Origin of the sequence: Bacillus sp. CDB3, from assembly GCF_002081505.1 — a bacterium.
Lineage (GTDB): Bacteria > Bacillota > Bacilli > Bacillales > Bacillaceae_G > Bacillus_A > Bacillus_A cereus_AT.
On sequence record NZ_ALBR01000072.1, the window covers coordinates 12,187 to 28,032 of the forward strand.

A 15,846-nucleotide genomic window follows, 5' to 3' on the forward strand; every position below is an offset into this window, starting at 1 on the left:
AGTCCCCCTATTTTCCTGACAAAATTTCTTGCTCCATCATATTTACAACACTGAATATTTCGTCTTTTTTAGTTTTTAATGCAGCCTTATTTACAATCATTCGAGCAGATATAGAACACATTTCCTCAAATACAATGAGTCCATTTTCTTGTAATGTTTTTCCTGTTTCAACAATATCAACAATCGCATCTGCCAATCCAAGAATAGGAGCGATTTCTACAGAACCTTCTATTTTTATAATCTCTACATCCTCCCCTTTATCATGAAAATAGTTAGAAGTAATATGTGGATATTTCGTAGCAATGCGTTTCTTCCGGTAGCTCTTCGGATTATAAGTAGGAATAGAAGCAACACAAAACTTACACACGCCTACTCCTAAATCCAACATTTCATAAATATCTTTCTCGTTTTCCATTAAAATATCTTTTCCAACGACCCCAATATCAGCTACTCCATGTTCTACATAAGTAGCAACATCTACTGCTTTCACTAAAATAAATGAGATATCTGTATTTCTACTTTGAAAGACAAGCTTTCGTCCTTTATTTTTGAGCTCCGAACAATCAATTCCAATCTGCTCAAACAATGGAATCACATGCTTCTCTAATCTTCCTTTCGTTAACGCAATTTGAATGTTACGCATGAAGTTTCTCCTTCTTTCTGGAATACCCATTTCTCTTTCCATACATATTCCACTAATGATTCGTTCTTTGCCTCTACGACCGTTACTATTTTATTTTTTCTGGCAAATTGAAAGGTGTCGTTTAAATTAGGGAATAAAGATAGCTCTACTTTTTTCCCGTCCTTTTGAAGTAAATTTCGTAATCTTTCCGCTTCTGCTAATCTATTTAACTCATAATGAATCATAATATCTATTCTCTTTCGTTCATATGGTTCTTGCTGCTCTTGCAGCGCCTTCACAATTTGATTGACTTGCACCGCGAGTCCAACAGCCGGCAGCATCTCTCCAAAATTCCCAATTAACTCATCATATCTTCCTCCACTAACAATTTCTTCTCCAATTTCATATATATACCCTTTGAAAATAACACCTGTGTAATAATCCAAATGTTGAATCATACCTAAATCAATTGAGATGTAAGATCCATAGCCTAGTTTTTCAATTGCTTCATATATTTCTTTCACTCTGGCAATCGCCATTTTCATTTCATTACTTGAAGCGAGTTTTTCTGCTTCCTCAATAACTTCTAAATTTCCAAATAGCCTTGGCAATTTCTCAAGTAATCTTACTGTTTCATCACATCGATCTAATTTCTTTTCTCTAATAAAATTTGATAGAGCAGCATAATTTTTACTTTCAATATATGTTCTAAGCACACTCTCTTCTTCATCACGAATGGAGAGTTTTTTTACAATACATTTATATAACTGCACTTGCCCAATCTCAATTGTAAAAGATTGCACTTTTAACTTTTGAAGTGCCTGAATAACACTTATTACGCATTCAATTTCAGCTCTTACATTATCAATCCCGATAATTTCAATACCACTTTGTACGATTTCATTATATTTTCCAGAATGGGACTCATTCGCCCGAAATACGTTCCCGCTATACGTCAGTTTAAGCGGAGTATCCCACCTCTGCGTTCCCATCACTCTCGCTAAAGGAATTGTCATATCTGGGCGTAATACGATAATCCGCCCCTTTTCATCAAAAAATTTATACATCTTTTCCTCATCTATCGGCCTGCTTTGAAATGCAAAAACATCATAAAATTCTATTGTCGGTGTCCTTATTTCTTCATAACCTCGCTCTAAAAAAGTACGCCTTAATTTTTGTTCTACTTCTTCAATTAACGTACATTCTTCGAATAAATAGTCTCTCGTTCCATTTGGGTTTGCCCGTTTCCATTTTGTCATCTAAATTCTCACACCTTTCCCTTTCTAATGTATGCCTATTTCATTCACCTAAACCGAAAATAAAAAGAGCCTTGTAGACAAAATACCTACAAGGCTCTTTAGTAGAGTGTAGGTACAACGGGAATAACCCTTGTACCTACACGTTTTCACGCTAGGTTCAAGGGTTTTATGTATGATGATGTAGTTGTGTAAGCATTTTAATAGATTGCACGATATTCATAATACTTACTCCCTTTCTCCTCTGATTTTTACATAGTATATAACACTTAATTCCGAATGTAAATACATTTCGAAAATTCCGTTATTTCTTAATATAAAGCTAATTCCCTTTCATACTCTCCAATTTCTTGTTCATATTGCATCGTAATACTAATTTCGTCTAGACCATTTAATAATTTTTCTTTCCACATTTTCTCGATTGTAAAATGAAACCTGTGCGTATTCGTTGTAATTACCTCATTCTCTAAATCTACTTCTATTTGTTCTCTCACATCAGTTTTTGCAAGTTGTTCTCGCATTACTTTATCCATTACAATTGGTAACATACCATTTTTCATACAATTCATATAAAAAATATCTGCAAACCCTCCGGCGATAATAACGCGGAAGCCATAATCAACAAGTGCCCACGGAGCATGTTCTCTTGAAGAACCGCACCCAAAATTATCACCTGTAATTAATATACTTGCCCCTTTTCTTTCTGGGGCATTAAGAGGAAAATTAGGATTTTCCTGGCGCTCATTATCGTAACGCCACTCATCAAATAAATACTGTCCAAATCCCGTCCTTTCAATTCTCTTTAAATATTGCTTCGGAATAATTTGATCTGTATCAATGTTGTCATTCATAAGTACTGCGGCAGTGCCTTTATGAATACGAAATGGCTCCATCGTAACTCTCCTTTCTAATATCAACAAAATGACCATATAACGCAGCCGCTGCTGCCATTGCTGGGCTAACTAAATGCGTTCGTGCTCCTTTTCCTTGTCTTCCTTCAAAGTTACGATTTGAAGTAGATGCACAATGTTCCCCTTCAGGCACTTGATCCGGATTCATTCCAAGGCACATTGAACATCCAGGCTCTCTCCATTCAAACCCCGCTTCTTCAAATATGCGATGTAATCCTTTTTTCATTGCTGCTTCTCTTACCCTTTTAGACCCAGGCACAACGAGGGCTCGCACACCGTCTTTTACCTTTTTCCCTTTTACAACAGATGCGGCAATTTCTAAATCAGAGAGCCTGGAATTTGTACAAGATCCAATGAAGACATGCTGAACTGGAATTTCAAAAGTGCTTTGTCCAGGACTCAATCCCATATATGAAAATGCTCTTTCATCATTTTCATCATGCTTTTCTGGTAATTTTTCATCAATGCGAACACCCATACTAGGATTTGTTCCCCAAGTAACATACGGTGCTAAATCCGTAACATCTATCGAAATATGTAAATCATAAATTGCATCTGAATCTGTATAAAGCTCCGACCATTTTCCTGTAAAAGTTCCATAGTCTTTCGGTGCATATTTACGCCCTTTTACATAAGAAAATGTTTTTTCATCCGGTGCAATGATACCAGCTTTCGCTCCTCCTTCAATTGCCATATTGCAAAGTGTCATTCTCTCTTCCATTTCCATAGTATGAATCGTCTCACCGTAAAATTCCATTACATATCCGGTTCCAACTGCTACGCCGTACTTTGAGAGAAGATGCAAAATAATATCCTTTGCATAAACACCTTTCTGTAACTTTCCTTTTAATTCAATCCCCATCGCTTTCGGTTTTCGTTGCCATAACGTTTGAGTTGCCAATACATGTTCCACTTCACTCGTACCAATACCAAATGCTAGCGCTCCGAAAGCACCGTGGGTTGCTGTATGACTATCACCACAAACAATCGTTTTCCCTGGTTGCGTGAGTCCAAGTTCCGGCCCGATAACATGAACGATTCCTTGCTCTTCATCACCAATATCAGCTAATCGCACCTTAAATTGTTTACAATTATCACGAAGTGTATCCAATTGCTGCTTCGCAATACGATCGGTAATATTCCAAACATCTTTCGTTGGAATATTATGATCCATCGTTGCAAATGTTAATTCTGGTCTCCGAACAGTTCTATTTGTAAGCCGCAAGCCTTCAAAGGCTTGCGGTGACGTTACTTCATGAACGAGATGAAGATCGATATATAATAAATCCAATCCATTTTCGTTTGTCGCAACTACATGTCTCTCCCAAAGCTTATCTAGTAATCTTTTTCCCATTATCGTCCTCTCCCTACTAGTGCTTGCTCTTCCATCTCTTGAATAACTGCCTTCGTAAATGAAGTTGTCGTCTCATCTCCCCCAATATCTGCTGTATATTTTCCAGATTGAAGAACTGCAGATATTGCGGATTCAATTGCATACCCTTCTCTCGTTAATCCAAATGATTGCCCAAGCATCATTGCAACAGAACGCATCATTGCAATTGGGTTCGCCTTATTTCTCCCCGCAATATCCGGTGCTGATCCGTGAATAGGCTCATATAATGAAGGACCATTTTCAGCGTGGCTTGCTGATGGAAGCATTCCTAACGATCCTGCTAATACAGAAGCCTCGTCACTTAAAATATCACCAAATAAATTTTCTGTTACGATAACGTCAAATCGACCTGGATTACGAATTAATTCCATAGCGGCTGCATCGACTAGAATATGTTCTAATTCAACATTTGGATAGCGAAGAGCTACTTCTTCCGTAACAGTTCTCCATAGTTTACTAGACTCTAAAACATTCGCCTTATCAATAGATGTAACTTTTTTCTTCCGTTTGCTCGCTAATTGAAAAGCATACGAAACGATACGTTCAATTTCATGACGATGATACGTAAGTGTATCGGTTGCTACTTCATCCGTTCGTTCTTTCGGATAAGAGAAATAAATACCGCCTGTTAATTCACGAACAACAACGAAATCAATTTCATCAGCGTTTTTTAATGGCGATAAATGTGCAGTTGCGCTTTCTACCGTTACAGGTCGAACATTCGCAAATACACCAAGTCCTTTTCTTAAAGCTAATAATCCTTTCTCTGGCCTTTCTTTCGCACCATCCCACCGTGGACCACCAACCGCTCCAAGTAAAACCGCATCACTTGCTAAACAAGCGGCAAGTGTTCGCTGTGGTAATGGTTGCCCGGTTAAGTCGATAGCACTCCCGCCAAAGTACTCATCTTGTAAATAAAAATGATTTCCATATAGCCTCTCTACCATATGCAATACTTCCTTCGCACTTTCCATAATTTCCGGACCAACACCATCACCCGCTAAACAAACAATACGTTTTTCCAACTTCAACACTCCTTTAACTGAATTTTCAGAACTTTAATTTGATAAGTGAGGAAAAGTCTCCTCACTTATCAAACATTTACTTCACAAGCGTTATAAAAGATTTCAATTTTCCAGCCGCATGAACATACGCTCTTGCTGATGCCTCTAATACGTCTTGTGCAACACCAAAACCTGATACTTGATGAATTCCTTCTTTTAATTCAACGTGTACATGGGCCAGTGCATCTTGACCTTGCGTAATAGATTGTATGCGATAATCCGCTAAGTCACATTCTAATCCTAAAATTCTTTGAATTGCATTATAGATTGCTTCTATACTTCCAGAACCAGTTGCTGCATCTTCATACATATTTCCTTCCTCATCTTTTAGTACAACTGTTGCACACTGTGTACTATTGGATACGAAATGTACTTGTAATTGCGTAATACTATATTGTTGTGCCGAAAATGCTGCTTCGCCCAGCATAAGCGCGCGTAAATCTTCTTCTGTAATTTCCTTTTTACGATCAGCCAATTTTTTGAATGCTTCAAACACCGCATCTCGTTCTTCGTTTGTAAATTCATAGCCTAGTTCTTTCATTTTTTCCGTAAATGCATGACGACCAGAATGTTTTCCAAGTACAAATAGATTTTGAGATTCACCTATAAGCGCCGGTTCAATAATTTCATATGTCGTCACTTCTTTTAAAACACCGTCTTGATGAATACCTGATTCATGAGCAAATGCATTTGCTCCAACAATCGCTTTATTTTTTGGTACAACCATACCTGTTAAACGACTTACTAATGTACTTGTCGCTTTAATTTCTTTTAACGTCATAGAAGACTCTGTTTCATAGAAATCTTTTCTAATATGAAGAGCAACTGCGACCTCTTCTAGAGCTGCATTCCCCGCTCTTTCTCCAATTCCATTAATCGTTCCTTCTACTTGTAACGCTCCGCCTTCAACTGCAGCTAACGAATTCGCTACTGCCATCCCAAGATCATCGTGACAGTGACAAGAGAAAATTGCTTTTTCATACGAAGGAACGGATTCTTGTAAGTATTTAAAAAGAGAATAATATTCTTCTGGATTCGTATATCCAACTGTATCAGGAATATTGATTACATTCGCTCCTGCACGAATCGCCACTTCTACTGCTTCAGCTAAAAATGCTCTCGATGTTCTTGTCGCATCTTCTGCTGAAAATTGCACTGTCGGAAATAATGATTTCCCGAGCGTAACCGAGCGATGTATGCTATCTAATACATCTTCTTTTGACATACAAAGCTTATATTTCATATGAATGTCACTTGTAGCTAAAAATACGTGTAAACGAGGAGAGACAGCGCCTTTCACAGCTTCATAGGCTCTTCGAATATCACTTTCTTTCGCTCTAGCTAAACTCATAACCGTAGCATTTTGAATGGTATTTGCGATACGTTTTACCGATTGAAAATCACCTTCAGAAGCTGCTGCGAATCCCGCTTCCATTACATTAATACCAAGTCTCTCTAGTTGCCTTGCAATCTGTAATTTCTCTTGTTCATTTAAATTAACTCCTGGTGATTGTTCGCCATCACGAAGCGTCGTATCCATGAACAAAATCTGCTTCATATTATTTAATCCCTACCTTTACTCGTGGCTGTACGAAAGGCATCATTTCACGTAATTTACGTCCAACTACTTCGATTTCATGTTCATTTTCTTTCTCATTTGTCGCCTGGAAATTTGGTCTTCCTGCTTTATGCTCTGCAATCCAGCCTCTTGCAAATGTACCATCTTGAATTTCTGCTAACACTTCTCCCATCGCTTTCTTCGTATCTTCAGTAACAACGCGTGGTCCTGATACGAAGTCTCCCCACTGCGCTGTATCTGAAACTGAATATCTCATATTTTCAAGTCCACCTTCGTACATAAGATCAACAATGAGTTTCAATTCATGTAAACATTCAAAATATGCAAGTTCAGGTTGATACCCTGCATCAACTAACGTTTCAAATCCAGCTTTTACTAGTGCAGTTACTCCGCCGCAAAGCACAGCTTGCTCTCCAAATAAATCCGTTTCTGTTTCTTCCTTAAACGTTGTTTCTAATACACCAGCTCTCGTCGCTCCAATTCCATCAGCATAAGAAAGTGCTTTTTCAGTCGCAACTCCTGTTGCATCTTGATATACTGCAAATAGTGCTGGAACAGCTCCTCCTTCAGCAAATGTACGGCGTACGAGATGCCCTGGACCTTTTGGCGCTACTAGAAATACATCTACATTCGCTGGTGGTTTCACTTGATCAAAGTGTACATTAAACCCGTGTGCAAAAACGAGAGAATTTCCTGCCTTTAAATTTGGCGCAATTTCCGCTTCATATACTTCTGGCTGCAGTTCATCCGGTAGTAAAATCATTACTACATCAGCCTGCTTTGCTGCTTCCGCTACTGTATATACAGAAAATCCATCTTCTTTCGCTTTATCCCAAGACTTTCCTTTTCTTAAACCTACTACTACATCAAATCCGTTATCACGTAAGTTTTGCGCATGCGCATGACCTTGCGAACCATACCCAATGATTGCTACTTTCTTTTCCTTTAATACATTTACCGTTACATCTTTCTCATAATAAACTTTCGCCATTTTCATTTCCCCCTATATTTAAATGATTATTGAATTAACATAACTTGCTTATCTTGCTTTTTCATACTGCGTGTAAATGCTGTTACACCTGTTCTAGCAATTTCTTTCAAACCGTATGGACGAAGTAATTCAATTAACGCTTCTACTTTCTCCTGGGTACCTGTTACTTGCACCACTATGGAATCCTTTCCAACATCTATTACAGCGGCTCGGAACGGTTCAATTAAACTATATAATTCTGCTCTTGTTACACTTGAGGTTGCCACTTTAATAAGCGCAAGTTCTCTAGCAATCATTGCTTCTTCTGTAATATCAGATACTTTTAGGACATCGATTTGCTTATGCAGTTGTTTAATTAACTGTTCAACCTGCTGTTCACTTTCAACATGTACAACAATCGTCATCCTTGAAATGTCCGACGATTCCGTATGCCCTACTGAAATACTTTCAATATTAAAATGTCTACGTGTCATAACGCCTGTAATTCGATTTAACACACCGCTTTGATTTCGAACTGTCGCTGTAACAATTCTCTTCACCTTTTCTCCACTCCCTCCATTTGGTGAACCCCTTTTCCTGGAGCAACCATCGGCATAACCTTTTCAGATTGAAGTACGCGGCAATCAATTACGACTGGCTCTTGTAATTCAATCACATGTTGTAATTGCTTCTTTGCAAGAAGTGGATCATCAATACGGACGCCTTTTATGCCGTATGCATTCGCAAGGGCAACAAAATCTGGTTGACATGGCAATAAAGAATGTGAATATCTTTGATTATAAAACTCATCTTGCCATTGTCTTACCATTCCTAAAGCTTCATTATTTAAAATAAACACTTTAACTGGTAAAGAATGCTCTTTTAATACACTTAGTTCTTGCAGGGTCATTTGAAATCCCGCATCACCGACAATGGCAATAACTAATTCTTCTGGCTTTGCAATTTGTGCACCAATTGCTGCCGGAAATCCGAAGCCCATTGTTCCTAAGCCTCCAGAAGTTACCCATTTATCTGGATTTTTCAGCGGATAATATTGAGCTGCCCACATTTGATGTTGCCCAACATCTGTCGTTACAATCGCTTCCCCTTTCGTAATTTCATATAGCATATCAATTGCATATTGTGGCTTAATACATTCCGAATGCTCTTTGTAAGAAAGAGGGTATTTTTCTTTTCTACTATTCAATAATGAGAGCCAATCATTGTGATTTACTTCCCCTTCCTTAAAGTTGAGTAGAGCTTCTAATGCTTGCTTCGCACTCGCAACAATTGGAATTTCAGTCGGCACATTTTTTCCGATTTCCGCTGGATCAATATCTATATGTGCGACAATCGCTTCTTTAGCAAAATAAGCTAAATTTCCAGTAAGACGATCGTCAAATCTCGCTCCTATATTTATAAGTAAATCACATTCATATAACGCCATATTAGCCGTGTAAGAACCGTGCATTCCTCCCATCCCAAGAAATAATTTATCATCTGGCGGAAAACCACCAAGACCAAGTAATGTATGCACAACAGGAATTTGATATTTACGAGCAAAGCTTGTTAATTCTTTCGATGCCTTTGCATGTAATACACCTGCCCCAGCTAAAATTAACGGTTTTTTTGATGCCGCAATCGCTTGTAATAATTTGTTTATTTGTAGTAGATTCGGTTCGTAATTAGGCTGGTATCCTGGTAAATCCATTTGTACATCACTACATCGCTCACCTTTCTCTACTACCATATCTTTCGGAAGGTCAATTACGACTGGGCCTGGTCTTCCTGTTCTAGCGATATGGAATGCTTCTTTAATAATTCGGGGTAAATCCGATGCTTTTCGTACTTGATAATTATGTTTCGTCACCGGCATCGTAAGCCCCATAATATCAGCTTCTTGGAAAGCATCACTCCCGATTAACGTTGTTGCTACTTGCCCTGTAAATACAACAAGTGGCAATGAATCAATCATCGCGTCAGCTAGACCAGTAATAACATTTGTAGCACCAGGCCCGCTTGTTGCAATTACAACTCCTGGATTTCCTGTAATTCTTGCATATCCTTCAGCGGCATGAATTGCACCTTGTTCATGCCGCGTTAAAATATGCGGAATCTCACAATCATAAAGCGCATCATATAGAGGTAAAACAGCACCACCCGGATAACCGAAAATCACTTCTACCCTTTCCTTTTCTAGCGCTTCTAACAATAGCTGTGCACCAGTTGCCAGTTTCTCTTCTGTTTTTGAAGACATTTTTCTTATAAGCCCCCTTTTTATACCCTTTATAAAATAAAAAAATCCTACGTCCACACTCCAGCTATGTGCTGAAGGGACGAAAGATTTCGCGGTACCACCCTTCTTTGCAAGAATACTCTTGCCTCAGTGACTCGGGATGAGTCTAGCTAATAACGGAGCTACCGTCTAAGCCTAGACAAATGCTTCAGCTTAGCACTCAAGGGCGATGTTCGTCGACGTGAACCATCGGTTTTCAGCAACCACCGACTCTCTGTGAGGCTTCACAATCAACTACTCCTCCCTATCAACGTTTTATCATGTCATAAAGGGTTATTATCCAACTTTATTTTCTTCGTAAATTTTCTCACCATCTTCTACAACTAATTTACGAAATTCTTCTAATAGACGATTTGTATGTGGACCTGTTTTTCCTAAACCAATCGTTCTACCATCTACTGTCGTAACAGCAATGACTTCAGCAGCTGTTCCTGTTAAAAATACTTCATCAGCTACATATACATCGTGCCTTGTAAATAATTCTTCTCTAACGTCATATCCAAGCTTTTCGCCGATTTCTAAAATTGCGTTTCGTGTAATACCTTCTAACGCCCCAGCAGAACTTGGCGGTGTAATTAATTTATTTCCTTTTACAATAAATACGTTATCTCCAGATCCTTCAGCTACGTACCCTTGATCATTTAACATAAGTGCTTCTTGTACTCCAGCTAATTTCGCTTCAATGCGAACTAAAATATTATTTAAGTAATTTAAAGATTTTACTTGAGGCGACAACACATCTGGGCGATTACGACGCGTTGCAACTGTTATAATTGGAATCCCTTTTTCATAATATTCTTGTGGGAATAAAGATAGTTGTTCTGCAATTACTACTACATTTGGTTTTGTACAAGAATCGGGATCTAATCCAAGATTCCCTGCTCCTCTTGACACAACTAGCCGGATATATCCATTAGATAGTTTGTTATGTCGAATCGTTTCAACAACGATCTTCGTTGCTTCTTCTAACGTATATGGAATTTCTAACATGATGGATTTCGCTGATTCATATAATCGGACAAGATGCTCTCTCAAACGGAAAACATTACCACTATACACCCTAATCCCTTCGAACACTCCATCGCCATATAAATAGCCATGATCATATACTGAAACTTTTGCTTCGTCTTTTGGAACAAATTCTCCATTTAAGAAAATCCATTGCTCGTTCACTGGAAAGCGCCCCCTATGTTCTATGAGTTTTTTATTGTTTCCTAGTTTACTCTCCTTTCTAAATAAATCAAGTGAATTTTTAGAAAATTTATAATTTTTAATCGTACGTACATCTTTGATTATATTGATTTAACAGCATTGTTAACGTTTACAAAAAGTCAAAAATTTTTTTCGCCAATTTCCACTAAAAAAATATTTGTTTAAAAGAAGGATTTTTGTCAATTGATACGAATCTATTGTATTCAATAAACGGACGTCCGTTTTTATAAATTCGGGAATATACAACGACTTTTGCTGAAAAAGGGGGAAAATAATAAAAATAACGCTGTCTAAAAATAACATTCATATTTTTCATTTCGTAATCATAATCCTATTTTTAAAAAACAATTTGTCAAAATGAAGGAGGAAATCAATATGGCGTGTGTACAAATTAAAGGAACGAGACAAGAGGTAGTAGAAATGCTTCAACTATTTGATCTAATGGATACAAAAGGTTTTTGTAAATTCGATAATTATGTAGAGGTAGAACCAAATAATAAAGAACATAATAATTTTATTGCTTCAATCGACATTCATTCAAATACTTCTTCCGCCCAAGATACTTTAAACGATCAATTCGTAAGTCAAATGCTTACTGGTGTATATAACGACTAAACAAATATTCTCTTCCTACCATCTTTTCATAAATATATGGTAAAAACTTGAGCATACTAACGACTAGATGGTAGGAGGTGAGAATTATGGCTAGAATTGGCGTTGAAAACTCGTTAACAGATGTTCAACAAGCTCTTCAGCAACATGGACATGAAGTCGTTACACTTAACTCAGAACACGATGCACAAGGGTGCGATTGTTGTGTTGTAACTGGGCAAGATTCTAATATGATGGGTATTGCAGATACATCAATAAAAGGATCGGTAATTACAGCTCATGGTTTAACAACAGATGAAATTTGTCAGCAGGTTGAAAGTCGCATTTAAATTTTTACAAATCACAATACACAAAAGAAAGAGGGCTCCTTTTCAAAAGGAGCCCTCTTTTTTATATTCACCTAACGGGAAAGTAACATATACTGGATGAAAGCCCTACCTCTCTCTCATCATTACGGTTCCACTGACCGCTCCTTGATTCACTAGTATACATATAAAGCTTACATACACAATTTATAGGGTTTGTTCACAAAAGTTGTTGGTAAGACTACCCGATCTTTCGCAAACTTTTCGTATTATATTCATAAGATTTATTTACTTTACACTAGCTTTAACCGAGACACGAATTAAAATTTTAACACCAATACAATAACTTGTCAACATTTTTTACAAATTAAAAACAGACATTAACGGTTTGTCTGTTTTAGAATGGAGCTTTTTCTTTTATTACATATACAACAAAACCGCTTACTAACATAAATAAGCCAACTACTAAGTTTTTGATATTAATCATAAATTCCTCTCCCTTATTCCACACATCATATATATTTACAATTCAATTATTCCGATCATCCTAAAGCGCACTTTTTCTAATATATCATAATTCCTAAAAAATGCAAGTTCACTTGTGGCGACCATTTACAAATTTATCTACAGTGCTTGGTACAGTATTTAGAGCTTTTTCAATTAAATGTGTACTACTATTGAGATGCAATACTTGCACACCGTTAGAACCAACTACTAAAAAAGCAACTGGGCTAATAGAAACCCCAGCCCCGCTTCCGCCTCCGAATGGATGACTTTGCTTGTTCTCTTTATGCTGCCCTTGTCCGCCATTATGTTTTTCAGAAATAAAATCCCCTTTAAAGTCACTTCCACCAGCTCCAAAACCGAAAGCCACTTGAGACACTGTTAATACTACATTTCCGTCAGCTGTTGAAACTGGACTTCCAACAATCGTATTTACATCTACCATCTCTTTTAAATTTGTCATTGCTGTTTTCATTAAATTTTCAATTGGATGTTCCATATGTATTGCACCCTTTCCTCATTATTCTTTTTTATACTTTCCAAAATAGAGGAAGTCATACTTAGTTTTCCTATTTTGAAAAAACATTTTTACTTTCCAATTGGATATCATTCCCTGTACAGGCTCGGATAAAGTGAAACTTTAATTAATGGGGGTTTTGTTCATCCCCACTAATTATTAGCCCTCACCAATCGGGCGTTTTCGGGCAGCCCGACTTCCACCTAACTTCTTCGCTCCAGCCGAATTTTGAGGCGGGAGTCTTACTGCTCGCAAATAGCGGGATAAAAACAGTAAAGAGAAACATACTATTATTGAACCTTGTTATGAAAGGAGTCCTTACTTTGACTGAGAAATTTGATGAATATAAAAAAAGAGATCGAATAGATAGTGATTATAGTGACTATAAAGAAGAATACGCAGCTGAAGTTGCACCACAGCGTATTGATTATGATGATAAAGATAACGATGATGTAAGATCATCTGCAGCTGGATCGACTGCTGGTTTTATCGCTCTTGCTTTAGCAATATTATCGCTATTTACATTCCCAACACTGTTTGGTCTTGTGTCTGTTCTACTCGGTATTTACGCATATAATCGTGGGGCTACTGTAACTGGCGGTATCGCTGCCATTGTAGGTGGTATCGCTGCACTCATTGCGATTTTATTCCGAGTGGCGCTTATTGGGTTATTGTTCTCTCTTTTTTAAAATGAAAAAGGTATCTCGCTTTATGCGGGATACCTTATCCTGTAAATACATCTTCTGATGGATATTTAATTTTTTGTTTTGCTGGTCGTGCCAAAGAGAAAACAAGTGTTAACGGTCCGATTAATCCACAAAACATAACAAACATAATAATACATTTTCCAAACGCCGATAGCTTCGCAGTAATCCCCATTGTTAACCCTACTGTGCCAAACGCTGAAATTGTCTCAAATAATAACTGAATAAAACTGAAGTCTTCTGTAAGCATTAATACAAATACCGCTGTAAAAATAAGTATTTGACTAGCAACGACAATCGCTAACGCTCTCGTTACTGTCGACATTTTAATCGTACGATGAAATAAAATAAAATCCTCTTTCTTTCTAAAGAAAGAAAGAACTGATGTAATTAAAATAACGAATGTCGTTAACTTAATTCCACCACCTGTCGATACACTTCCTGCACCAATAAACATTAATATCATCGTAAATAATATCGATGACTCTTCCATTCCGCCATAATCTATCGTGTTAAAACCGGCTGTACGAGGTGTAATTCCTTGGAAGAACGAAGCCCATAACTTTTCATTTAAAGGTAGTTGTCCCAAAGTCTTCACATTATTATATTCCAATACAAAAATCACAATCATCGCAATAATGTTAAGTGCTATCGTTCCAACAATCATGATTTTGGAGTGAAGCGATAATTTTCGGAAGCTGCGGCTATACCATATATCAATTAATACCGTAAACCCTAACCCTCCTATTACAATTAAAGAACAAATCCCAATATTAATAATAGGATCTCCTACATATCTTGTTAAATTATCTGACCAAAGCGCAAAACCGGCATTATTATATGACGCAATAACGTGAAAAATACTATAGTATAAACCTTTTCCAAATCCAAACTCTGGAATAAAGCGAATCGATAAAAAGATAACTCCAATTAGCTCGATACAAATAGAAAAAATAAAAACCCGTTTCACTAATTTCACAAGACCACCAATATTTGTTTGATTAAATGCTTCTCCAATTAATAATCGGTGACGTAAACCAATTTTTTTACCTAATACCCAAACAATTAAAATGGCTATCGTCATAAGACCGAGACCACCTGTTTGAATTAAAAACATAATAACTATTTCACCAAACATCGTAAATGTACTTGCAGTATCTACAACGCCTAAACCCGTTACAGTCGCTGCCGACGTAGCTGTGAAGAAAGCATCTACCCAACTAATATGTACTTTCGTTGCAAACGGTAACTTTAATAACAATCCTCCGACCACAATTAAACAAAAAAAGCCTAATGCTAAAATTTGTGGTGGATTTAATCGTATAAAACGATTATACAACCCTTGTTTTTTTGCTACTTCCATATCACTAACTCCCTTTATCAAGTGAAGCTTTTATCCCCTCATAAATAAAGACTCTTTAAGAGCCTACAAGTAGCGGGATAACCCTTATATTCTCATAATATAGTTGAGCATAATCCTTTTTTTCATAGATTTCAACTTTTATTTATATTCAGATTCCTATCATTTTACAAAAGAATATCTTCTATTATATCTCCACTTATACTATAACTCTTACATCAACAACTATTTTACCCCTTTTTCAAATTCCCATATCTTTCACGCCAAGTTCACACGAGGGTCACATATACCTTTTATAGTATACGTATCGGAGCTGTTCCTCCCTAATTTATAAGACATTCCCCAGTGTCTTGAACAGCTTTCCATCCCTAATTAAATTGACATAAATTGTCCCCTTCCTTGACCATCCTATATGTGATGGTCTTATTTTTTTACTCTCTCTTTCTTCTTACTTAAAACTCCCTCTCTCTTTCACTCTATGTTCACATCTAGGTCACATCTATCTTTTATAGTATATGTATCGAAGCTGTTCCTCCCTAAT

16 protein-coding genes and 1 other annotated feature are annotated in these 15,846 nt (G+C 37.1%); of the genes, 3 read left to right on the forward strand and 13 right to left on the reverse strand.

The genetic code is table 11. The features are described 5' to 3' along the window. Positions 1-7: 7 nt before the first annotated feature. The 10 genes from hisG to ilvE all read right to left on the reverse strand — a co-directional run bounded on the left by hisG (position 8) and on the right by ilvE (position 11,264). The gene (hisG, locus tag CDB3_RS17260) at positions 8-643 is read right to left on the reverse strand and encodes an ATP phosphoribosyltransferase (RefSeq protein ID WP_128855346.1); all 636 of its coding nucleotides are present in this window, start codon (positions 641-643) and stop codon (positions 8-10) included. Then, positions 619-1,881 carry an ATP phosphoribosyltransferase regulatory subunit gene (gene hisZ, locus CDB3_RS17265; RefSeq protein WP_097831796.1) on the reverse strand — a complete coding sequence of 421 codons (1,263 nt, stop codon included), beginning with the start codon at positions 1,879-1,881 and terminating at the stop codon, positions 619-621. Before hisZ ends, hisG begins: the two co-directional genes overlap by 25 nt. Before the next feature lie 308 nt (positions 1,882-2,189). Continuing rightward, positions 2,190-2,771, reverse strand: coding sequence for a 3-isopropylmalate dehydratase small subunit (gene leuD, locus CDB3_RS17270; RefSeq protein ID WP_128855347.1), 582 nt, complete (start codon positions 2,769-2,771; stop codon positions 2,190-2,192). Beyond that, complete coding sequence (gene leuC, locus CDB3_RS17275; protein ID WP_128855348.1) at positions 2,749-4,143, reverse strand: 3-isopropylmalate dehydratase large subunit; 1,395 nt, start codon at positions 4,141-4,143, stop codon at positions 2,749-2,751. Before leuC ends, leuD begins: the two co-directional genes overlap by 23 nt. Next, positions 4,143-5,207, reverse strand: a complete 1,065-nt coding sequence (gene leuB, locus CDB3_RS17280) for a 3-isopropylmalate dehydrogenase (protein ID WP_128855349.1) — start codon at positions 5,205-5,207, stop codon at positions 4,143-4,145. Before leuB ends, leuC begins: the two co-directional genes overlap by 1 nt. A 76-nt stretch (positions 5,208-5,283) precedes the next feature. Then, positions 5,284-6,804, reverse strand: a complete 1,521-nt coding sequence (gene leuA, locus CDB3_RS17285) for a 2-isopropylmalate synthase (RefSeq protein ID WP_128855350.1) — start codon at positions 6,802-6,804, stop codon at positions 5,284-5,286. 1 nt (position 6,805) lies between these two features. Continuing rightward, a complete protein-coding gene (gene ilvC / locus CDB3_RS17290; protein WP_128855351.1) occupies positions 6,806-7,816 on the reverse strand; it encodes a ketol-acid reductoisomerase in 1,011 nt (336 codons plus the stop codon). A gap of 26 nt (positions 7,817-7,842) precedes the next feature. Next, positions 7,843-8,355: an acetolactate synthase small subunit gene (gene ilvN / locus CDB3_RS17295; RefSeq protein WP_000822951.1), complete on the reverse strand. Its 513-nt coding sequence runs from the start codon at positions 8,353-8,355 to the stop codon at positions 7,843-7,845. Next, positions 8,352-10,052 carry an acetolactate synthase large subunit gene (gene ilvB, locus CDB3_RS17300; RefSeq protein ID WP_128855352.1) on the reverse strand — a complete coding sequence of 567 codons (1,701 nt, stop codon included), beginning with the start codon at positions 10,050-10,052 and terminating at the stop codon, positions 8,352-8,354. Before ilvB ends, ilvN begins: the two co-directional genes overlap by 4 nt. Before the next feature lie 72 nt (positions 10,053-10,124). Beyond that, positions 10,125-10,351: a binding site (T-box leader), on the reverse strand. A gap of 16 nt (positions 10,352-10,367) precedes the next feature. After that, positions 10,368-11,264 carry a branched-chain-amino-acid transaminase gene (gene ilvE / locus CDB3_RS17305; RefSeq protein WP_128855353.1) on the reverse strand — a complete coding sequence of 299 codons (897 nt, stop codon included), beginning with the start codon at positions 11,262-11,264 and terminating at the stop codon, positions 10,368-10,370. A 414-nt stretch (positions 11,265-11,678) separates the two neighbouring features. On the opposite strand from ilvE, the gene CDB3_RS17310 reads away from it, so the two are divergent. Together CDB3_RS17310 and CDB3_RS17315 are read left to right on the forward strand one after the other, a co-directional pair. Beyond that, positions 11,679-11,918 (forward strand): DUF3911 family protein, encoded by a 240-nt coding sequence (locus CDB3_RS17310; protein ID WP_000752504.1) that lies wholly within the window; start codon positions 11,679-11,681, stop codon positions 11,916-11,918. A gap of 86 nt (positions 11,919-12,004) precedes the next feature. Next, positions 12,005-12,244 (forward strand): YkuS family protein, encoded by a 240-nt coding sequence (locus tag CDB3_RS17315; protein WP_002149532.1) that lies wholly within the window; start codon positions 12,005-12,007, stop codon positions 12,242-12,244. A 373-nt stretch (positions 12,245-12,617) separates the two neighbouring features. Here the strand turns inward: CDB3_RS17315 and CDB3_RS17320 are convergent, their stop codons facing one another. Together CDB3_RS17320 and ytfJ are read right to left on the reverse strand one after the other, a co-directional pair. Next, a complete protein-coding gene (locus CDB3_RS17320; protein ID WP_000608227.1) occupies positions 12,618-12,707 on the reverse strand; it encodes a hypothetical protein in 90 nt (29 codons plus the stop codon). 108 nt (positions 12,708-12,815) lie between these two features. Beyond that, positions 12,816-13,223, reverse strand: coding sequence for a GerW family sporulation protein (gene ytfJ, locus CDB3_RS17325; protein ID WP_002158682.1), 408 nt, complete (start codon positions 13,221-13,223; stop codon positions 12,816-12,818). 341 nt (positions 13,224-13,564) lie between these two features. On the opposite strand from ytfJ, the gene CDB3_RS17330 reads away from it, so the two are divergent. Continuing rightward, positions 13,565-13,930, forward strand: coding sequence for a hypothetical protein (locus tag CDB3_RS17330; RefSeq protein WP_000136552.1), 366 nt, complete (start codon positions 13,565-13,567; stop codon positions 13,928-13,930). Positions 13,931-13,964: 34 nt separating this feature from the next. Here CDB3_RS17330 and CDB3_RS17335 read toward each other — a convergent pair whose 3' ends face one another. Further along, entirely contained in the window at positions 13,965-15,308 is a 1,344-nt protein-coding gene (locus tag CDB3_RS17335) for a TrkH family potassium uptake protein (protein WP_098361684.1), read from the reverse strand. Positions 15,309-15,846 lie beyond the last annotated feature (538 nt).